General features: G+C 63.6%; 15 protein-coding genes and 5 pseudogenes. 9 read left to right on the top strand and 11 right to left on the bottom strand.

Going from position 1 to position 20884, the window contains the following annotated elements; genetic code table 11:
- Nucleotides 1-138: 138 nt before the first annotated feature.
- Nucleotides 139-1116 (bottom strand): annotated as a pseudogene (locus tag FZ029_RS31850) (IS30 family transposase); the annotation flags it as partial.
- Between the two features lie 157 nt (nt 1117-1273).
- On the opposite strand from FZ029_RS31850, the pseudogene FZ029_RS31845 reads away from it, so the two are divergent.
- A pseudogene (locus FZ029_RS31845) lies at nt 1274-1444 on the top strand (IS5/IS1182 family transposase); the annotation flags it as partial.
- A 58-nt stretch (nt 1445-1502) separates the two neighbouring features.
- Here FZ029_RS31845 and FZ029_RS31840 read toward each other — a convergent pair.
- Nucleotides 1503-2711 (bottom strand): IS256 family transposase, encoded by a 1209-nt coding sequence (locus FZ029_RS31840; RefSeq protein WP_149274103.1) that lies wholly within the window; start codon nt 2709-2711, stop codon nt 1503-1505.
- Between the two features lie 58 nt (nt 2712-2769).
- Between FZ029_RS31840 and FZ029_RS31835 the strand changes: the two genes are divergently transcribed.
- From FZ029_RS31835 to FZ029_RS31800, 8 genes and pseudogenes are all read left to right on the top strand, one after another.
- Nucleotides 2770-3177 carry a transposase gene (locus tag FZ029_RS31835; protein ID WP_149274101.1) on the top strand — a complete coding sequence of 136 codons (408 nt, stop codon included), beginning with the start codon at nt 2770-2772 and terminating at the stop codon, nt 3175-3177.
- Nucleotides 3174-3521 (top strand): IS66 family insertion sequence element accessory protein TnpB, encoded by a 348-nt coding sequence (tnpB, locus tag FZ029_RS31830; protein ID WP_149274099.1) that lies wholly within the window; start codon nt 3174-3176, stop codon nt 3519-3521. Before FZ029_RS31835 ends, tnpB begins: the two co-directional genes overlap by 4 nt.
- 79 nt (nt 3522-3600) lie before the next feature.
- Entirely contained in the window at nt 3601-5211 is a 1611-nt protein-coding gene (locus FZ029_RS31825; RefSeq protein WP_149274097.1) for an IS66 family transposase, read from the top strand.
- Nucleotides 5212-5292: 81 nt separating this feature from the next.
- Nucleotides 5293-6129: an MATE family efflux transporter gene (locus FZ029_RS31820; protein WP_149274095.1), complete on the top strand. Its 837-nt coding sequence runs from the start codon at nt 5293-5295 to the stop codon at nt 6127-6129.
- A 707-nt stretch (nt 6130-6836) separates the two neighbouring features.
- Nucleotides 6837-7229: a toprim domain-containing protein gene (locus tag FZ029_RS34035; protein WP_188052143.1), complete on the top strand. Its 393-nt coding sequence runs from the start codon at nt 6837-6839 to the stop codon at nt 7227-7229.
- 972 nt (nt 7230-8201) lie between these two features.
- Nucleotides 8202-8774, top strand: a complete 573-nt coding sequence (locus FZ029_RS33835) for a nucleotidyl transferase AbiEii/AbiGii toxin family protein (protein WP_247892599.1) — start codon at nt 8202-8204, stop codon at nt 8772-8774.
- Nucleotides 8731-9327, top strand: coding sequence for a nucleotidyl transferase AbiEii/AbiGii toxin family protein (locus tag FZ029_RS33440; RefSeq protein ID WP_211104277.1), 597 nt, complete (start codon nt 8731-8733; stop codon nt 9325-9327). Before FZ029_RS33835 ends, FZ029_RS33440 begins: the two co-directional genes overlap by 44 nt.
- A gap of 325 nt (nt 9328-9652) precedes the next feature.
- Nucleotides 9653-9913 (top strand): annotated as a pseudogene (locus FZ029_RS31800) (helix-turn-helix domain-containing protein); the annotation flags it as partial.
- A gap of 173 nt (nt 9914-10086) precedes the next feature.
- Here FZ029_RS31800 and FZ029_RS31795 read toward each other — a convergent pair.
- The 9 genes and pseudogenes from FZ029_RS31795 to FZ029_RS34030 form a co-directional block, all read right to left on the bottom strand.
- Nucleotides 10087-11478 carry a DUF6880 family protein gene (locus FZ029_RS31795; protein WP_149274092.1) on the bottom strand — a complete coding sequence of 464 codons (1392 nt, stop codon included), beginning with the start codon at nt 11476-11478 and terminating at the stop codon, nt 10087-10089.
- A 23-nt stretch (nt 11479-11501) separates the two neighbouring features.
- A complete protein-coding gene (locus FZ029_RS31790) occupies nt 11502-12752 on the bottom strand; it encodes a hypothetical protein (protein ID WP_211104276.1) in 1251 nt (416 codons plus the stop codon).
- Nucleotides 12753-13000: 248 nt separating this feature from the next.
- A complete protein-coding gene (locus FZ029_RS31785; protein WP_149274089.1) occupies nt 13001-13642 on the bottom strand; it encodes a hypothetical protein in 642 nt (213 codons plus the stop codon).
- A 188-nt stretch (nt 13643-13830) separates the two neighbouring features.
- Nucleotides 13831-13998, bottom strand: a pseudogene (locus tag FZ029_RS31780) (ISKra4 family transposase); the annotation flags it as partial.
- A gap of 303 nt (nt 13999-14301) precedes the next feature.
- The gene (istB, locus tag FZ029_RS31775) at nt 14302-15054 is read right to left on the bottom strand and encodes an IS21-like element helper ATPase IstB (RefSeq protein WP_149274087.1); all 753 of its coding nucleotides are present in this window, start codon (nt 15052-15054) and stop codon (nt 14302-14304) included.
- Nucleotides 15055-15063: 9 nt separating this feature from the next.
- The gene (locus tag FZ029_RS31770; RefSeq protein WP_247892598.1) at nt 15064-15732 is read right to left on the bottom strand and encodes a hypothetical protein; all 669 of its coding nucleotides are present in this window, start codon (nt 15730-15732) and stop codon (nt 15064-15066) included.
- A 565-nt stretch (nt 15733-16297) separates the two neighbouring features.
- A complete protein-coding gene (locus FZ029_RS31760; RefSeq protein WP_149274082.1) occupies nt 16298-16729 on the bottom strand; it encodes a DDE-type integrase/transposase/recombinase in 432 nt (143 codons plus the stop codon).
- Between the two features lie 134 nt (nt 16730-16863).
- On the bottom strand, nt 16864-19836 hold the full coding sequence (locus tag FZ029_RS31755) for a Tn3 family transposase (protein ID WP_149274080.1): 2973 nt from the start codon (nt 19834-19836) through the stop codon (nt 16864-16866).
- A 141-nt stretch (nt 19837-19977) separates the two neighbouring features.
- A pseudogene (locus tag FZ029_RS34030) lies at nt 19978-20556 on the bottom strand (recombinase family protein).
- Between the last annotated feature and the right edge of the window lie 328 nt (nt 20557-20884).

Below are 20884 nucleotides of genomic sequence, written 5' to 3'. Positions count from 1 at the left end.
GAGCTTCAGTGAATCATGCTCGCTATAATTTGGGAAGCCCCTGCGACCCGAGAGTCAGTTCAGGCGTGAGCCGGTATAAGTTGGATCAGGCGTAGCTGGTATTCACCGCCCGATCTTCGAAGCCGCCAGATTGGCCGCAAAGACTTCGGCTGGCGTCCTGTAGTCAAGGCAGCGGCGTGGCGTATCGTTGAGCCGCTTGGCGAGGGCGGCAAGTGCTGAGCCATTGCGCTCCGCTACAGGGACGCCCAGAGGCAAATATCGCCGCAAACGTCCGTTGGCATTCTCAACACCACCCTTTTGCCAGGGGCTGTGCGTATTGCAAAAATAACTGTCCAACGATAGGCTTTTGTATGACAGGAACTCCGTTCCCCGGTCAAAAGTAATGGTCTGGCATGCATAATGTGGAAATTTGCCAAGCACCGTTGCGATCCGGCTAATCACCTCGGCTGAGCGGCGATCCTCATTGGCAATGAGGATGTGGTATCGGCTCTGACGTTCCTGAAGAGACGTGATGTTGGATTTGCCGAACTGAGGGCTGAAGATCACCAAGTCACATTCCCAGTGCCCGAAACTCTGCCGGGTCTCCACCTCGGCCGGACGATTGGCGATTGAGCGCTCAGCGGGGATCGGACTGTTGCGTGGTTTGCGCCCCATGCGCTTGCGACGCCGACGCCGGGCGACGGCCAAAAGCGCATAGAGATTAAGGGTTCGGCCTTCTGGACCGTAGATGAAGCGGTAAATCGTCTCGTGCGACACTGTCGCGCCATCAGAAGCATCCAGCTTGAGGCGGCCAGCAATCTGTTGTGGCGACCAGCCCTCCCGCAGCCTGGCGATCACCTGGTCGCGCAGAACCGGCTTGAGCGTCAGTTTTAATCTACGCCGAGAGCGTCGATCACGGGCATACTTCTGGGCGCTGGTGCAGAAGTAGCCCTTGTACTCTTTGCCCCAGCGATCTCGAAACGGGTCGTGATAGAAGTTGCGCCGGATTTCCCGGTGGATGGTCGACCGGTGACGGCCCAAAGCCTCGGCGATCGCCGTCACCGGCATCTTGGCGTCGCGCATATCCTGGATGCGGCGGCGTTCGGCAAAATCGATCTGCGAATAATGTTCACCCATCAGCGCTCACCACCCGTAATCCACTGTGATTACATGAAAGTTGCACTTCAGAATAGAACCTACCCCGGCTCTGTGACTTCGGCGCATAAATCGGCGGGAGATAGACTGCGGCAGGACTGCGAGGTAGGAAAGCGGCCTCGCTGAAGCCGAGCCCCGGATGCCGTACAAAGGCAACGAGAGCCGACGTCACAAGATCCCAAAGGTCCGCCTTCAGGTTGAGAGGTGGGCGGCTTACGATGCGGCGCTTCGGCGGAGAGGAGACCTGACGATTTGGGTGTCGCCGGAAGCAATCGCCGCCTGGACGCCGCCCGCCACGGGGCGGCGTGCCATCGGATAGCGTCCGTCAAGATGGTGGAAATTCGTGTACCGGCTGAGGTGGCCATTGTTCAGGCGGCCTTGGGTGGAAAGGTGATGGCCGGTTGGCTTTCACTGGCCGGCGTCAGCACGGCCATGGCCTCGACCTGCATGTAGCGGTTCTGGGTCTGCCATTCGTCATTCTGTTCGAGGAGCACCGCGCCGATCAGTCGGATGATCGAGGACTCTCCTGGGAAGATGCCGACGACGTCGGCGCGGCGTTTGACCTCCTTGTTCAAGCGTTCCAAAGTGTTGGTGCTGTGCAGCTTGGTGCGATGCTGGGCCCGAAAACCCATGTAGGCAAGCACGTCATGCTCGCTGCTGTCCATGAAGGAGGCCAGCTTGGGCCATCGGTCGCACATCTGCTCGGCGATATGGCGGAAGGCTTGGTGAGTGGCTTCGGCGTCGGGCTGGAGAAAGGCCTGGCGCAGAGCGGCGGCGGCCATGGAGTTCTGGGCCTTGGGTACATAGGCGAGCGCGTTGCGCATCCAGTGGACTCGGCAGCGCTGCCAAGTGGCGCCCATGACACGGGCAATGGCGGCCTTCAGGCCTTCATGGGCATCGGAAATCACCAGCTTCACGCCCTTCAGGCCGCGGCCCTTGAGTTTCTTGAGAAAATCGCTCCAGAACACCTCGGCTTCCGAAGGGCCGATGTGTAGGCCGACGATCTCGCGCTTGCCCTCGGTGTTGGCGGCCACGGCGATTATGGCGGCGACGGAGACGATGCGTCCACCCTCGCGCTGCTTGAGGTAGGTGGCGTCCAGCCACAGGTAAGGCCAGTCGCCCTCCAGCGGACGGTCGAGGAAGGCGTTGACCCGCTCGTCGATGTCTCGGCACAGCTTGGAGACCGTCGACTTCGAGATCCCCGACAGACCCATCGCCTGGGCCAACTCGTCAACGCGGCGGGTCGAGACACCGCCGATCCAGGCTTCCTGGATCACCGCCACCAGGGCTTTCTCGCTGGTCTTGCGGGCCTCCAGGAAGGGCGGGAAGTAGCTGCCCTGGCGCAGCTTGGGGATGCGCAGGTTCAGCGTGCCCAGGCGCGTATCCAGTGCCCGGTCGCGGTAACCGTTGCGGTAGGTCTGCCGCTCGGCGCTCCGTTCGTGACGCCCAGCGCCGATCTGGCCTTCGACGTCGGCTTCCATCAGCATCTGCAGCACCGTCTCGGCGACGGCGCGCAGAAAATCGCCGTCGCCGGCCTTCTGGAGCAGGTCTGCCAGTGCCATACCGTCCTCGGTCATTGGGGTGGTCCTTCGGGCAAGAGGAAGTGTCGCAACTCCACTCTAGCCGACCAGCCCAATGACCACCTCTTTCGCGCGAGCCGCCTCCCGGGGGTGGGGCATGCCCCACCCCCGGGCGATCACCAAATTTCCACCACGTTCGCGGACACTATCCGTCGTAGTGGTGACGGAGGCGGCCCGCCGGCTGGGCGTGCACGAAAGCCTGCTTTACCGTTGGCGAGGGCTGATGCAGTCCAGCGGGACCGTCGTGGCCGAACCGTCCGGTTTCGTCGCGGTGACCATCACGCCGGAGCCGACCGTAACGGAACCGCTGGTCGGAGAGCCCCCTGGAGCGTTGCCGCCACCGGCAAGGCCTGCGATAAGCCCGGCAGTCCTCGAGGTCATCCTGCCGAGCGGGGCACGCCTGCGTCTGGAAGGGCCAGTCGATCCGGCCCTGGCGGCGGCCGTCCTCGGCGCCCTGGCATGATCCCGGTGCCGAGCGGGGTGCGGGTGTGGCTGGCCACCGGGCACACCGACATGCGCAAAGGTTGGGCGAGCTTGGCGTTGCTGGTTCAGGAACGCCTCGCCCAAGACCCGCACAGCGGCCATCTCTTCATCTTCCGCGGGCGCCGCGGCGATCTGGTGAAAATCATCTGGCATGACGGCCAGGGCAGTTGCCTGTTCATGAAGAGGCTGGAGCGGGGCCGGTTCATCTGGCCCACGCCGGCGGATGGCGCGGTGTCGATCTCGGTCGGGCAGATGGGCTATCTGCTCGAAGGCATCGACTGGCGCAACCCGCAGAAGACTTGGCGGCCCGAGGCCGCGGGGTGACTGCGACACGGTGAATCGACGGGCCGGTTCAGGGGGGATTGCGGCGGCTCGACGGCGCGATCCCAGGTAAACTGGCGTTATGACCGCCAAGCTGTCCGACGATATTGCCCTCTTGCGTGCCGCCTTGGCACAGGCCGAGGCGCGGGCGGACGCGGCCGAAGCCGAAGCGGCCCGGGCCAGGGCGATGGCGTCGAACACCGAGGCGCTGATCGCCAGCCTGAAGCTGGAAATCGAGAAGCTCCGGCGTGAGCTCTACGGCACACGCTCCGAGCGCAAGGCGCGCCTGCTGGACCAGCTGGAGTTCCAGCTCGAAGAACTGGAAGCGACGGCCAGCGAGGACGAGTTGGCGGCCGAGCAGGCCGCCGCCAAAACTACCGCGGTGGCGGCCTTCACCCGCAAACGGCCATCGCGCCAGCCCTTTCCCGACCACCTGCCGCGCGAGCGCGTCGTTGTGCCGGCTCCGGCGAGCTGCCCGTGCTGCGGCTCGGACAAGCTGTGCAAGCTGGGCGAGACGATCACCGAGACGCTGGAGGTGATCCCGCGCCAGTGGAAAGTGATCCAGACGGTGCGCGAGCGGTTCTCCTGCCGGGCCTGCGAGACGATCAGCCAGCCGCCGGCGCCGTTCCACGCCACCCCGCGGGGCTGGGCCGGCCCCAACCTGCTGGCCACTCTCCTGTTCGAGAAGTTCGGCCAGCATCAGCCGCTGAACCGGCAGGCAGAACGCTTCGCACGGGAGGGCGTGCCGCTCAGCCTGTCCACCCTGGCCGACCAGGTGGGCACCGCCGCGGCGGTGCTGAAGCCGCTGCACGACCTGATCGCCGCGCATGTGATGGCGGCCGGGCGGCTGCATGGCGACGATACGCCGGTGCCCGTGCTGGTGGCCAAGGGCAAGACCGACACCGGGCGGCTGTGGGTGTATGTGCGCGATGACCGGCCGTTCGCCGGCCAAGCCCCACCGGCGGCGCTGTTTCACTATTCGCGCGACCGTAAGGGCGAGCATCCCGAACGGCACCTGGCCGGCTTCACCGGCTGGCTGCAGGCCGATGCGTTCGCCGGCTACAACCGGCTGTACGAGCCCGACCGTCGGCCGGGGCCGATCCATGCCGCGCTGTGCTGGGCGCATGCCCGGCGCGGCTTCTTCAAGTTGGCCGACATCGCCGCGAACACCAAACGCGGCAAGGACGCCCCGCCGATCTCACCGCTGGCGCTGGAGGCCATGAGGCGCATCGACGCCCTCTTCGATCTCGAGCGCGCCTTGAACGGCAAGCCGGCGGCCGAGCGGCGGGCGGCCCGCCAGGAGCACGGCATCGCCCTGGTAGCCGCGCTGGAGGGCTGGATGCGGACGGAGCGTGCCCGGCTCTCCCGCCATGCCCCTGTGGCCAAGGCGATGGACTACATGCTGACCCGTTGGGACGGCTTCACCCGCTTCCTCGGCGATGGCCGGCTGTGCCTGACCAACAACGCCGCCGAACGCGGCCTGCGCGGGATTGCCTTGGGCAGAAAGGCGTGGCTGTTCTGCGGCTCCGATCGCGGCGGCCACCGGGCCGCCATCATGTACGGCCTGATCACCACAGCCAAGCTGAACGACGTTGACCCGCAGGCGTGGCTCGCCGACGTACTGGCCCGCATCGCCGACCTGCCGCAGAACCGTCTGCACGAACTGCTGCCCTGGAACTGGAAGGCAGCCTGACCGCGGCACTCACCGGATGCGTACTCGGCGCTGAACCCGGTCCTGATCTTCGGCCTGCGGCTGGACCTGATCGGTGCAGCGGTGACGGTCGTGCTGTCGCGCTGCCTGCTCGCCGCCGTCGGCTGGCACGGTGTGGCGCGGGTGCACCGGCTGCTCGCCGCCCCGAGCTGGACCGGGCTGGTGAAGGATGCCGGGACACTGGTCGGCATCGCCGGTCCGGCGGTCCTGACCAATCTCGCCACCCCGGTCGCCGGCGTCTACGTCACCACCAGCATGGCCCGCTTCGGCGATGCGGCAGTCGCCGGGGCGGCCATCGTCGACCGCATGGTTCCGGTCGCATTCGGCACGATCTTCGCACTGACCGGCGCGGTCGGCCCGATCCTGGCACAGAATCTCGGCGCAGGCCGTCTCGACCGGGTGCGGGCGACCTTGCTGGCTAGCCTGGCGCTGATCGTCCTCTGGGTGCTCGCGGTCTGGCTGGGCCTGTTCCTTGCCCGTGATTGGGTGGTGATCGCCTTTTCCGCCGAGGGAGTGTCGGCCGATCTGGTCCGCCTGTTCTGCACCGCCGTGGCCGGCGGGTTCCTGTTCGTCGGCTTCCTCTTCGTCGGCAACGCCACGTTCAACAATCTGGGCTTTCCCCTGCTGGCGACCGGGTTCAACTGGGGCAGGGCGACGCTGGGAACCATGCCGTTCGTAGCGGCGGGTGGTTGGTTGGGCGGGGCGCCGGGCGTGCTGATCGGACAGGCGGCGGGATCGGTGCTGTTCGGTATCGCGGCGGTCTGGGTGGCGTTTCGGGTGACCGGACGGCTCGGCCGGATCGGAGGCGGTCCCGCACCGGAGGCCGTGGTGGTGCCGGCCGACGTTCCCCTGTCCGACAAGGCAGCGGCGGCGCTGACCGCGCAGATCAACCGGCCGTGAGGCGGCGCCGGGGGACCTACACGGCCTCCTGCACCGAAGTTCAAGCGGAGTTCCGCCCGGGGCGGCCGCGCCTTTGAGGGCTGCCGATGCGCCTGATCGCGGCGCATTCAGGCGCCTTGGCAAGATGCAGAATCACAATAGCAAGCGCTGCGAAGCTGACTTCCCGTCACGCGTGTACAAAACATGCACAGAATTCACACTGAAGCATTGTGCGTCCTAAATTTTCACTGAACCAATTTATGGTTCCAAAACAGTCTTCAGAGACCGTTTTATGGTTCCGGCGGTGCATTTTATGGTTCCAGATTTGGCCGATTTTCCAATGAAATCAAAGAGCCCAAATTGCACTTTATGGTTCCCTCCAGAGGACCGCGCCCGGCTGACGGCGGAGGCGGCCCAGCGCCGGCAGACCCGCGCGCAGGAGCGCGAGCTGGTGCAGGAGCGGGCGGCGGACGCCGCCGAGGTGCGGCTTGCCCAGGCCGAGCCGGCGACTGACGATCATCTCTATCTGCGGTCCAAGGATGTGCCGTCCTACGGCTTGCGCCAGGACCGTGAGGGGAACCTGCTGGTGCCAATCCGGGACATGGACGGCAAGGTGATGTCAGTGCAGGCGATCACCGCGGAGGGGCGCAAGAGCTTTCAGAAGGATGCCCGTACCCAAGGGGGGCACTTCCTGATCGGGGGATACCGCGGCCTCAAAGGCGGTGCTGGTGGCGGAGGGCTATGCCACCGCGGCGACGCTGCACCGGGAAACTGGGCTGGCGGTGGCCTTCAACGCCGGCAACCTTGGGCCGGTGGCCGAGGCGCTGCGCCAGCCGTATCCGGAGAAGCCGCTGGTGATTGCCGGCGACAACGATCACGCCAAGGAACGCCAGGGTAAGCCGAACGTCGGGCGGGAGAAGGCCGAGGAGGAGGCGGCCAGGGTTGGAGGGACGGTTTTGCTACCGACCTTCCGGCCGGAGGACCGCGGCACCGACTGGAACGATCTGGCACGCTCGCAGGGTAGGGGAGAGCTGGTCGAGCAGGTGTCGGCCGGGCTGGCGCGGGGCGAGCGGCAGCGCACGGCAGCCGACCTGGCGCAGTCGCGCGGCACCCAGGCGTAGGTCCATGAGCGAGGTTTGCGCCAAGGAGACGGCAGGCGGCTGACCCAGGTTGAGTATGACGCGCAACGCCGTAAAGCACGGGGCATCAGGAGATGATGGCGAAACGCTGGATTTGATTGCTCGGCTGGATCGTGCAATGCGGATCCGTTTGATCTGCTGCCAACGCGGCTAAAGTAGATTTCCTAGCAACATCAACCTAATAGGGCGCACGGCAATGCCCCAGATTTGGATGTTGGTTCACACCATTCCGGCTTCTATCCTGCGCATGGGCGGGATAGCCGGGCACGCTACACATAACCGACCACCTCTTGAATGTCAGAAAAAAAACAGCCTATTTTCTGACATATGAAAGCTACAGCCACATCGGTTCCTGATCGGATCATGAAACGCGCCCGTGCCCGCGGGCGTGGTGGCGTTTTCACGCCGAGCGACTTCTTGGACGTGGCAGGACGGTCGGCGATCGATCAGGCGCTGTCGCGGCTGGCCAAAAGCGGTCAGCTTCGTCGTCTGGCGCGGGGGCTATACGACTTTCCCAAGATTCATCCGAAGCTCGGCCCTCTTTCACCGGCACCGGATGATGTGGCCCACGCATTGGCGCGGGAGACGGGTTCGCAAGTGCAGGTGTCGCCGGCGCTCGTGCAGCCAAAGAGCTCGGTCTGTCGACGCAGGTTCCGGCAAAGAGTACCTACCTCACTAATGGCCCCTCCCGTCGGGTCGTGCTGGGCAAGCGCGTCGTCGATCTTCGGCACGCTTCGCCCAAGCACCTCATCGCGCCGGGAAGTGCGGCCGGCACCGTGGTCCAAGCCTTGCGTCATGTCGGGGTCTTCTGTGCCGCCGACGTTGAGCAGGTTGCGGCTCGTCACCTTTCGGCCAAGGATAAGAAGACGCTTGCGTCTACAGCCGTTCAGGCGCCTGCATGGATGCGGCCGACGCTCGTGTCTATCGCAAACACCGTGTCGTCACGTGAGGTTGATGGATAAGGTCGCTCTGCTTCCCGCCCAAGATCGTGCCGCCCTATTCGGGGAGACCGGCACGTCTCGCGGCGTCGCGGATACCATCATTGAGAAAGATTTCTGGGTCTGCTGGACACAGCGCCGTCTCTTTGAGCAGCCGGCCGATACCGCGGCGCTCGTGTTCAAGGGCGGCACCTCTCTCTCCAAGGCCTTCAACGCCATCCGTCGCTTCTCAGAAGATATCGACCTGTCTTTCGATCGGGCCGATCTCGGCTACACCGGGGACCGAGATCCGGAGAAAGAAGGCCTGAGTAGAAAGAAGGCGGGGCAGCTCATCGACAAGCTAACTCATGACGTCGAGTTGCACATTGCTGAGAAGCTTCTTCCTGCGCTTCGTATTGCAATCATCAAACAGCTTGGAGAACCGACTAATAACGAATGGGCATTGGAGATCGATGCCGCCGACGCCCAAACATTGAACTTCCACTATCATACCGCGTTCACAGCGACTGAATACAGGAGCATGGGGTACATCACCCCCCCCCCGCGTGAAGCTCGAATTCGGCGCTCGCGGCGATCCCTGGCCAATTGAAGAGCGGATCATCCGGCCCTATGCGGCGGACGATTTTCCTGACTTCTTCGAAGACTCTGACAGCACTGTCGTCGTTCTATCCGCTCGACGCACCTTCTGGGAGAAGGCGACGGCGTTGCATGCCGAGGCTCACAGGCCCGCTGGATCGCCGACACCACAATATTTCTCAAGGCACTATTACGATCTCGCCATGCTCCTCGATACCGACGACGGCAAAATCGCCGCTATGGACTTTGGGCTTCTCGCGCAGGTCGCCAGGCACAAAACCACGTTCTTCCGTTCCGGCTGGGCCAATTACGATACCGCCCGCCCAGGAACGCTGCAGCTCTTGCCGCACGAGACGAGGATCAAGGACCTTCGCGCGGACTACAGAGCCATGGCAACCATGATGTTTGATGAAAAGCCTCCATCCTTTAATAAAAATACTCACGAAAATCAAGACACTTCAAGAAATAATAAACAAATAGCGGGCTTAGATTGGCGCCGTGCTTGCGCTCCGATGCAGCGCAGACATCGGAGGTTGCCGTCGGAGACACGGTACTTGACCGCCTGATCGATCTTGGATGCTCGAACTCCGTCCGATCCGCATGACCAACGGTGGGATGGGAGTGATCTCGAGCCTTCATCACTTCCGTGCAATATGGCTCCAGGATGCTGAAGTCACTTGATAATCATCAACTTTGACAGACGCTACCCGTAGCCTGACGGTCTATGATCCAGGACGTGAAGTTTCGCATTTGTAGAACTATGCGATGTCGCATGCCGACGCTTTAATTTCCATAATTGATCTTATGTGTCTTTTGTTTGTAAGCGGGGTAGGTTCTATTCTGAAGTGCAACTTTTTTGTAATCACAAGGCTTTACGGGTCGTGAGCGCTGATGGGTCAGTATTATTCGCAGATCGATTTCGCAGAGTGCCGCCGCATCCAGGACATGCGCGACGCCAAGATGCCGGTAACGGCGATCGCCGAGGGTTTGGGCCGTCACCGGTCGACCATCCACCGGGAAATCCGCCGCAACTCCTATCACGATCTGTGCCCGGATCGTTGGAGCCAGGAGTACCAGGGCTATTTCTGCACCAACGCCCAGAGGTATACTCGGAATCGACGTTCTCCTTGTCGAAAGAAACTAACGCTCAAGCCGCATCCAGTCGCTGTCGAACCCAATGTCGATGACGTGCTGGAAGGGAGCTACCGCCTGGAACACCGACAATGCCGCCGCCGTCGATGGTACACGCGCTCATTGCGCGGGCCCGAGCATTTCGCAAGCCACCGTCGAGGATAATCGCTACACACGGGATCGAGTTTGGCCCCCTACCCTCTCCAGTTCAGTCCAGCAGCCTTCATCAGGTTCCAGAAGGTCCGTTTCTGCCGGTGGCGGGCGACGATCTGCTCCTGGTAAGCCTCCTGAGATGGATGATTGATCCAATCACCAACAGTTAAAGCCAATCGCTTGGCCGCGACGAGATCACGGACAGCGTGCTCATACTGCGTGGATTGCGCCCGCGCCAGGACAGCGTCGCCCATGCACCGGTAGAGCAGAGTGGCGGCGAGGGGGTGATTGGCTTCCAATGCCTGGGCGGCAGGTCGTAAGCTGAAATAGTGATCACCATTCAACTCGCTGATGCGGGTGAGCACCAGGTTCGCTGCCGCATCCTGATCGAGAGTGATCAGCAGGTTGAGCGCGGCATGCGGTTCACGATGCCTGCGGGCCATTCCCACCGCCGTCGCGCGCACCCGCTCATGCTCATCGGTTGGCAGATGAGCGAGGTACGCGCGCAGGGTATGCTCGGAAAGATTACTGGAGAACATCTGCCAGCGCACCGCTTGGGCATCCTCTTGGCGACCGAGGAGTTCCAGCAACCGGATGCGGAGGTCATCGACTTCCCATCGCCGGTGACCTGGAATCGCCGCTGCTTCCACCCGTGTCAAGGCATCGGCTACGCGTCCTGCTTCAATCAAGCGCTCGCAGATGTCCTTCAGGGCCTGATTTTCGGTTCCGGCGAGCCGATGGGCGGCAACGAAGCCGTCGACATCTCCACGGGCATCGGCGATCTGCTGCAGTCCGCGGATCAAAGGCCACGTCCGTGCCTCCCGGTCTTCGGCCCGGCAGCGGTCTAAATCTTTGCGGATCAGGCGCTCGAGTTCGCTCAGACCTTCCTGCCCCAACGCCTGCCTGAAGGCGCCGACAACACCACCATGAACGCCATAGCCGTCCACGGTGAGAATGTCGAAGACCTCATGCGCCAAGCGAACTTGGTCTCGGTCGGGCATCACTGCCCAGGCTGCCCCCAGATCGTCGACCGCCTGCTTGATGACGTCACCGATCATGCCGTCAGAGTCGTCGGACCGATCAAATACGGTGGCGTCGAGCCGGATGAAGCGGTCGAGCAGTTGGATAGCTGCCGCCGGCTGCCGTGGCAGCAGGTCCCGGACAATGGCATCACGGATGCGGTCAAGGTCGGCGGCCAGAGATGAACTTTCGCGGTAGCCGTAGAACCGGCGATCATCTTCGATCCGCTGGAGTTCATCGCACAGGGTGTGAACCAGTCGGTCGTCGCTGTTGTGTGAAGCAAGGGCGACCCGTAGCGCTTGATGCAGCCCCGCGTCCCGGCAAGCGTGCCCAACCAGGATCTCTGCCAGGCGACGGGCGCCGAGAGCCTCGACAGCCGCGACCGAGATTTCGAGTTCTTCCCCTGGCGCCACGTCTCAACCCTTCTCGAATTGCCTCAGTTTCCGGCTGCCGGTGCCAGTATTCCGCTCTGGAGCACAGCCCTCAATGCCGTTTGCATGTGTTCCCGTCCTGGGGAGCATGGTTCGGCCACCATGGCCTGTAGCTGTTCCCAAGCCCAATCCTTACGGCCGATCCGCCTCGCTACCGCCATCAGATGACCAACCGCAGCATGCAGTTCCATAACGGTCGGATCATACCCACCACCAGCCAGAAGGCTGCGCAGCGCGAGCAGCGCGACCTGAACGGCAAATTCAGGTTCCCGTTCGACAGTGTCTCGCACGGCGCGGATCAAGGTCGCCGGTTCGGCGCTCATCGACCTGGCACACTCCAGCGCGATGTCGAGGAAACCGGCGTCCTTGGCCGCCGCGAACCACTTGCCCGCGTCCCCGCGGGTCTGAATGAGGTCAAGGAGGAGCTGGCGCTTGTCCCGACCGGGGTAGCTGCGCACAGTGTCGCGGAAGATCGCCAGGTAGGTAGATCCCACGCCGGTGCGAAGTCCATAGCGCCGGTAGGCGTCGTCTGCCCGGCCCGATCGGAGCAAAAGCGCCTCGCAGAAGCGGTCAATCGCCCTCTCATCATAGCTGCGGAGCTTCGGATCACGACAGCCATCCGCGTAGGCGATGGCGGCATCAACCAGCCCCTGGCGTGCCAGTGCCTCGGCGCCGAACCAATGATCCGACCAGGAGCGGTGACGGGAGGTCGCGAGCAGATCCAACAGGTCACCATACCGCCCGACCTCGAGCAAACAAGACAAACCGATTGTTCCGCCGACAAGATAGCCGCCGGGCATGCTATCGGACCAGACCCGCTGCAGGGACGGCGTGAGAAGGTCGGCGTACTTGTTCATAAGTTCAGGATAGACAGCGATCTCCCCCCAAAGCTGCTCAACCGGAAACAGATACTGCACTCCGTCATCAAGCACGGCTTGGTATAGGCGCTCCAGCCATTTTGCGCGGGTCTTGGGATCGGCCGGTGCCACAATAAGGATCGGAATCAGCACGCCGAGTGCATTGTTGACAGCGCTACCCAAGGCGCCCGAGGAGGTATCGATCTGCTCGAAGGCGGGCCACAGCCGCTCGATAAGCGCGAGGGCGCCCTCCCCTGCCGCCAACGGATTAGACTTGCCGACGATCTTGATCTCGGTCACCGCCTCCTTCAAGCGCGCAGCAGCAGTTTGAGACCCGCGCCATCCAAATGCGCGTGCTCGGAGCTTCGTCTTGAACGCCCATTTGTGGCCGCCAGTCATGTCCGCTCCAATTCTCGATGGTGATGAAGGTGTGATCTTGCCCTTCTCACTGCGGCGGCAATCTTCATAATCGCAACCCGACCCAGCACATTTTGAAGAGCCGTTCTTTGATGACCTCGAGCTCTTCCCCAGAGCGCGGTTGGGCAGTACAGCCCCTACCCTTCCCCCTCTGAAGTGTGGTGCTCTTGTCGTCCACTGCAGGCAAGGTGCGGTCGTTTCTGGACGGCAGAATTGCTAACGGCACCCTTTCACGTCTCGCGGCTGTCTGGTGCAGCCAACAGAATACGTTGGGCAAGGTGGGTATCGGGATGGCTCAGCATTGCTGTAGCATTGCCGCGGTTCCAGCAGCGGAGCCCCTGTAGCTTCTGCACACAGGCCATTGCTGCCTCATGCGTCAGGAATTCGCGGGGGAGACGCTGCCCGGTCAACAGATGTGTAACCACCCAAACCGTTGCCTTATCTTCCGCAACACGTTGATCGATCCCGAAGGCGCCGCACACCTCACCGGAAAGCATGATGGTTATCGTACCCTCGCCGCCGGTGGGATCAGCGGCAACAGCCTCATAGGTCGCCGGCCTCCACTGGCTGTTTCCAACAAGGTCAGCGTTGCGCTCAAGCGTCTCTGTTGCCTTGTTCTCCGTGCTTCCAGGAGAGGTCTGCTCGTTGCGTGCGGCCGGCCGAGAGCCCGGCGGAGCCGACTTGCGGCGGGTGTCGCGGTTGGACAATGACGCCTCTGAGGGCCATCGCACGATCGCCCGCACGGCTGACAGCGCATCCTCATTGCGCTGGAGTGGAAAGTACCGACGCAGTTCGGCCACAGCAGCCCACTCACCCCCGGCTTCGAATGCCTGATGGATGGCAAACCGCTTCTCCTCACTCACGACAAACATTGCTTCTCCTTACCTCCTGGGGGCAATGTCTGCCCCAGACTCATTCCATTTTACACCGATTTTGGTTGACCTGGGCATCATCGTCATTTGGTCACTTGGTTCTGACAGGCTTGTGGGCATCTTGACGGCCAAACCTGGGCACAACAGGCATGCCGTCTGTCTCAGCTTCTTCTGGTGCCGGCATACTGCTATGGAGCGGCGGCGGCGTAATCCGCGGCGAACGTCCCGTTCATCACTGCGGTGCGGACCTTCAGCATGCGGTGAGCGCCACGCGGCGACCACCGCATCTGCTGATTGGCGCCCATGCGCCGGTGCAGCAGTCGCTGGACCGTGCTTTCGGTCGTCGCCGTGGAGATGGGTGCAGATTCCGATGAAGCCGGCCGGGTATTCCGATTTGAAGGCGGCCACCGTTCCGAACTGAAGCCGGCCAGGGTTCCGAAGGAACGCGGCCGGGGTGGCGTATCCCCGCGAGGCGTTTTTCGTGTCGCATGAGCATGGCGTCGGGTCAAGCCGCCATGATCATGTCGAGGTAGAGGGCGTCCCCGGAATCCACAGGAGGGCCCCGGGCAAGCCGGTCGCGAGCGCGCCTCATCACGCTGGAGAGCGGCCGGCTTGCCTGGGAGGTGCCTGTGGAGCTCCGGGGGCGCCCGGCGGTCTCGTCACTCTCCGTCGGCCAGGGTTGGCGGACGCCGCGGCTTGCGCATTGAATCTCCGGTAAGATCGATGCGGTAGGCGTTGTGAAGAATGCGGTCCAAGATCGCGTCCCCGAGAGTCGGATCCCCGATGAGTTCGTGCCAGCGGTCCGTGGGGATTTGGCTGGTGATCAGCAAAGAGCCGGCGTTGTAGCGGTTCTCTACGATCTCGAGCAGATCGCGGCGCTGCTCTGCGTTCAGCGGCTCTGGCCCCCAGTCGTCCAGGATGAGAAGCCGCACTCGGGCGAAGCCGCGCATCAGGCGGGCGTAACGGCCGTCGCCGTGTGCCAGGGCCAGGGTCTCGAACAGCCGAGGCATGCGCTGGTAGAGTACCGATAGGTTCTCGCGGCAGGCACGGTGGCCGAGCGCGCAGGCCAGCCAGGATTTGCCGATACCGGTCGGCCCGGTGATGATCACGTTCTGGTGGTCGTGGATCCATCGGCAGGTCGCCAGCTTCTGGAGCAGCGCGCGGTCCAGCCCACGCGGCGCCCGGAAATCAACATCCTCGATCACGGCGGGATGGCGCAGCCGGGCGCTCTTGGCGCGGGCTTCAAAACGTTTCTGCCGGCGCAGCGTCACCTCGTGATCGAGCAGCACACCCAGCCATTCCTCATGGCTGAGGGTGCCGGCCTCGCGGTTGGTCTGCATCTCGCGCAGCGCCTTGGCCATACCGTGCAGCCCCAGGTCGCTGAGCTGGTCGAAGGTGGGATGGGAAAGCATGGTAGGCTCCTAATGGAAGTACCGCGAGCCGCGGATGTTGGCGTGGTCCAGCGTCGGCGCCTCCGGGCGGGTCGGAGAGCGAACCCGATCCAGGTTGTTGCGCAGGATCGAGGCGATGCTGTCGGCGGTGGTGGCGCCGATCTCCAGCGCCCGGGCACTCACCGCCTCGGCGCGGGCCCGGTTGGGGCCGCGGAACAGCTTCAGGACGCCACGGCAAGTGCGGAAGCCCTGTTCTGGGTGTGGCCGGCTGGCGAGAATGGCGCGGATCAACGCCACAGTGTTGGGGCCGAGGTCGCCGGCGTCCCGCTCGAAACGCTCGGGGCTCCACTCGGCGTAGCGGCGGTGTGCCGCCGGCATGTGCTCGGGAACGGTGCTGTGGCGCTCGCCGCCGTGCCGGCGGGCATGGGCGGCGACCCGCTGGCCGCAGTGGAAGAACTCCACGGTGGTGGCAGTGAGGCGCGCGTCGATCTGCTGGCGGATCAGTGTCGCCGGTACCGAGTAGTGGAAGCCGGCGACCTCGACATGGTAGTCGGGGCCGACACGCACGAGCTTCCACTCCGCGTATTCGTAGGGCGTGTCGGGCAGCGGCCGCAGCGCCGGCCGATCGAGCTGTTCGAACAGCTCCTTGCGGCTGAGCCCGAGGCGGCGCTGGGGCCGTGTGTTAAGGTCCTCCAGCACCCGGTCGATCGCGCCATTGGCCTCGGCCAGGGAGAAGAACGGCAGATTGCGCAGCCGGCCGAGGATGAAGTACTGGGCGATGCGTAACCGGCTTCCACCTTGGCCTTGTCACGCGGGCGACGCGGACGCGCCGGCAGGATGCCGACGCTGTAGGCGTGCGCCATGTGGGCGTAGCTGCGGTTGAGCTCCGGGTCGTAAAAGGAAGCCTTGAGGACGCCGCTTTTCAGGTTGTCCGGCACGATCAGGCGTGGGCAACCGCCGAGGTCCTCGAACATGCGGACATGCGCCCCAATCCAGTCGGGCAGTGTCTGGGTCCAGGTCGCCTCGGCGTAGGTGTAGTTGGAGGCGCCCAGCACGGCGATGAAGAGCTGGGCGGACCGCACGGCGCCGGTGGCGGGATCGCGGATGGGCAGCGTCTTGCCGGAGTAGTCGACGAAGACCTTGTCGCCGGCCAGGTGGGGCTGACGCATGCTGGGGGCGAGCCGCGCCTCGAACTCTCGGTACAATTCGACTTGACCAGCCAAGGACGCAATGAAGATGAGCAGCCCCGCTTTTGGGACGTTGATCAGTTTACCTGAGCAAGGCCAGTCATCTCGCGCCAAACGGTGAAGGCGCGAGCGCGGGCGGCGCGGTGCTCGGAGGCGGAGATCAGGTGGCGGCACAGTTGGAGGTGATTGTGAATCGGGCTGTGGTTGGAGAGAATTTGCTGGGCCTGCAGGACGGATTTGAACCGCTTCATGTGCCGCTCGCCCCGTCTGGTCGGCTGGTGCGAGACTTTGCAGCAATTGTTCAGGGATCGGTTTTGCCGATGTTCGCTGCCGAGCTTCATCTCCCGCAGCGCATAGCGTAGCCCTTTCAGCAGTTTGCGAAAGAAGCGCTTGGCCCCTTTCGTGTTGCGCAGGCGCTTTACCAGGATGTCCAGCACCACCCCGTTCTGGTCGATGGCGCGCCACAGGTAGTGCTGCTTGCCGCGGATGCGGATGAACACGTCATCCAGGAACCACTTATCGCCCGGCTTCGGTCAGCGACGCCTGAGGGTGTTGGCGAAGTCGCGCCCGAACTGGAGGCTCCACTTGGGGTCACTACACGAAAGTGATCATATTGTCCGGGATGTGGGAACGAAAATAGAACTTATGCAGCGAGCAGGGACTGCATTCTTCGCAACGGCCTGAGGCCGGCTTCTGGAAGGGGTTCGGCTCCCCAAACATAGTCACCGGTGAGGCCGATATGCTCCCATCCCAGAGGCGCCACATGCCGAATCAACTCGGGGGTTACGCCATGCCCTTGGCTTGCCAGCTCGGCGAAGGCAGCTTCGAGATAGCGTGTGTTCCATAGGATGATAGCGGACACCAGCAGGTTCAGCCCCGATGCCCGGAAGACTTGGTTCTCGAAGCTGCGATCGCGCATCTCACCCAGGCGATTGAAGAAGATTGCCCTGGCCAGGGCGTTCCGAGTCTCCCCCTTGTTGAGCCCTGCGTTGGCGCGCCGACGCAGGGCGGGATCACGCAGCCATTGCAAGGTGAATGCGGTCCGCTCGATACGGCCGAGTTCTCGCAGAGCCAGGGCCAAGCCATTCTGGCGGGGGTAAGCCGAGAGCCGCCGCAGCATGGCCGAGGCCGTCGCGGTGCCCGAGCGGATTGAGGTCGCCAGCCGCAACAGCTCCGTCCAATTGGCCGTGAGGTGCTCGATGTCGATGGTTCCGCCAACCAAGGGCCGCAGAATGGCGGGTGCGTCCCGACCGGGCAACAGGTAAAGTCTCCGGTCCTTCAAATCACGGATGCGTGGGGCGAAACGGAATCCGAGCAGGGCACACAGGCCGAAAACGTGATCGCTCGCGCCTCCGGTGTCCGTGTAGTGCTCCTCAATGTCCAAACCGCTCTGATGATGGAGAAGGCCGTCGATGACATGGGGTGCCTCACTGGCTGTCGCTGCGATCACCTTGGTATGGAAGGGGCCGTACTGATCGGAGACGTGGGTGTAGAAGGCGATGCCCGGTTCGTTGCCGTGATGGGCGTTCACATCGCCGACGGCTTCGCCGCGGCCGCCGGCGCGGTAGAATTGTCCATCGGAGGATGACGTGCGCCCGTCACCCCAGACGGCAGCCAACGACAAGGCTCGATGCGCGTCGATGATGCGGGCGAGCGCCACCATGTAGGTATCGTCGCGGATGTGCCAGTCGTGCATCCAGGCCAGTTGCCGCATGGATGCCCCCCGGCAGGCTTCGGCCATCCGGGACAGCCCGAGGTTGATGCCGTCGGCCAGCACGGCGGTCAATGTTGCCGCCCGGTCGTCAGCGGGCCGGCCGCTCCGTTGGTGCGTGAAGCAGCTGGAGAAGTCGGTCCAGCCATCCACCTCCTGCAGAAGGTCGGTGATCTTGACCCGTGGCATGAGATCGTAAGCCCGGCGGCCAAGGTCTTCGGCCTCCGGTGGGGTCGTGTCCCGGATCGGTGTGACGCGGAGTTCGCCGTCGGACAGGTCGACGTCTTCAAGCAGCCCCTCTTCGGCAAGGCCCGCCACCTCGGTGACGATCCGGTCGAGTTCCGCACCTCTTTCAGCAAGATGGCTCTCGGCGCTGCGTGGGACGGCCACGGGCAACGCCCCCTCCTCGCAAAGGATATCGAAGGTCGGACGCGGCATGAGGCAGCTCTCGAAGTCCCGGTACTGGCGGCTCCCCTCCACCCAGACATCGCCTGCCCGCAACCGGTCACGCAGTTCAGACAACGCGCAGATTTCGTAAGCTTTCCGGTCGATGCCCTCCCTTTTGATGACGAAGGGGCGCCAGGAGCGTCGGATGAAGCCGGTCGGTGGCTTCTCGGGCAGAGTGCGGCGCCCGGCGGCGTACATGACCCGAATGGTGTCGAGCGCCCGCAGCAGCGGCGTCACCGATGGACTGCCGAGAAAACTGAAACGGTTGAGGAGCGTGGGGGCAAAGGCTCGAACGGTGGCGTAGCGGCCAAGCATCTCGGTGCGCGGGTCGGCGATCTCCGGCTTCGCCAGGGCTTCGCTGTCGGTGACGCATTTCATGAAGCGGAACCAGCCGACCCCCTGATCGACGGCCTCGTAGGGATCGGCGCCGGCTTCCCGCGCGCCGATCACCGCCTTACACGCGGTCAGCAGCACCCGCAGTTGGGTCTGGGTATCGCGAACAGAACGCAGGGTGTTTTCTGCCGTCCGGCGCTCGGCCTTCCGTGCCAGACTGCCGATCAGCTTGTCGAACATCGACAGGGTGACATCGGTCAGATCCATCTCCAGGCGGATCGCGGTGGCGGCAAGCACAGCCCACCGACGCGACATTGCCAGATCCTGAAGATGCTGCGGCGTCATCCGCAGGCCTTCGGCCGAGAGCCGCTCGAACGCGACCTCCGGTACGCGAGCGCGCAACGACCGGTCGATGCCGAGGTCCTTCAAGGCGGAAAGGCGCTCAATGACCGCCAGCATGTTGCGGGCGGTTGGAGCCGCCGGCACCCGGCGCAACCAAGCGAGCATGGTCGTTTCGGTATCGGCCCGCAGGGTCAGCAATCGGGCCAGCGCGTCGGTTGTCCGCTGGTCGACACCATCGACAAGGGCACGATGCAGAACCCGCTCGGCCCGGCCACGAGCCTGATGGAGCATCAGTTCCAGGATCGCCGCAGAAGGGATCAGGATACGACGGCGGCGGAACTCGTCGATCAGGGTGGTCGCCAGAATGATCGGGTCCCGTGCGATCTGTGCCTTGGAGGTCAGCCAGGCGGCAAGGTCGCGAAAGAGGGTTCGATCAAAGGCACGGTGGCCAGTCCGCGCCATGATCGCGGCAACCTGCTCGCGCCGGTTCTGGTCACGTCGACTGTAGGCGATGAAATCGTTGGGCTCGGCGCCCACCTGCCGGGCGACGAACGCTAGCAGCGCGATGGGCGGGCGCTCGTCCGGCCCGGGAATCCGCCCAGGATGATGGAGATAGCAGAGCAGAATGGCGCAGCCCAGGCGGGTGTGCGCCGTACGCCGGAGGGTGACGATGTCGAGATCGTCCCTGCTGAGCGTATAGTGGCGCACCATCGCGCGTTCGTCGTCCGGCACCGCCAGGAGCCTTGCCCACTGGTCTTCGGTCAACAGCCGCCGACGCGCCATATTTCCAATCTCCCATTACCTCGTTTTCGGGAGAGAATAGTGATGCGGGTCCGAAGCTGTCACGGAGTGAGCTGTCCGAGACACCGTTTCCACTCTTAGGGTCCCGGCAGCCGCGGAACGGCAAAAATGACAAAGGGCCGATCAGGAACCGGAGACAGCAGCCTTGGGAGTTTGAAGGGCAAATGCCCGGTACAGCGTCGATGCGTGGACATTGAGAATTCTGGCTGCTTCGCGGGGAGATCGCCCTTCATCGATCAGGCGTCGAGCGAGAGCGATCTGGTCAGTGGTCAACTTCGGCGGCCGGCCGAACCGCACGCCGCGTGCTCTGGTCGCCACGCGTCCCATGCCGGTCCGCTCGGCGATCAGGGAGCGCTCGAACTCGGCGATGCCGGCGAACACGGTCAGGACCATGCGGCCGGCCGGCGAGGTGGTGTCGGCCTATGGCTCTGCGAGCGATCGGAGACCCGCACCAGCTCCCCGGAGCTGCTCCGTAATGTCGAGGAGATCACGGGTTGACCGGGCCAGCCTATCGAGGCGCGTGACCGTTACAACGTCATCAGCCCGGAGCTGGTCGATCAGCCGAGCAAGCTGTGGCCGGTCGCGCTTTGCTCCGGAGACCTTCTCCTCAAAAATCCGCCGACAGCCGGCCGCCTGTAGGGACGCCCGCTGCTGCGAAAGATCCTGGTCGTCGGTGGAGACGCGCGCATAGCCGATGAGCATGAGACATCCGTCGCAAAAGTCATCGCGAAACCTTTTCCTTTTGCGACAGACTTTTGCAACATCAAAATCCTTTGGGCCGCCATCCGGCGCTGGGGTGTCGCGAAACTTAGGAGTTTTGCGAGGAACGAAGCCGTCGCAGGAACGCTACATGGCCCATGTTCTCAGGTCGTTCCCAGATCCCGGACAATATGATCACTTTCGTGTAGTGACCCCCACTTCCGGATGGTCTCGTAACTGCCCTCGATGCCGCGCGCCGCCAGGATCAGCTCGACCTCGTGCAGGCTCAAGCTGTGAACTGAACCGCTCCGGGTTTCCTGGAGGCCCCATC

Origin of the sequence: Azospirillum sp. Sh1 (assembly GCF_008365135.1) — a bacterium.
Classification (GTDB): domain Bacteria; phylum Pseudomonadota; class Alphaproteobacteria; order Azospirillales; family Azospirillaceae; genus Azospirillum; species Azospirillum oryzae.
The sequence above is the reverse complement of the archived record's forward strand: the minus strand, read 5'-3'. Positions and strand labels throughout refer to the sequence as shown.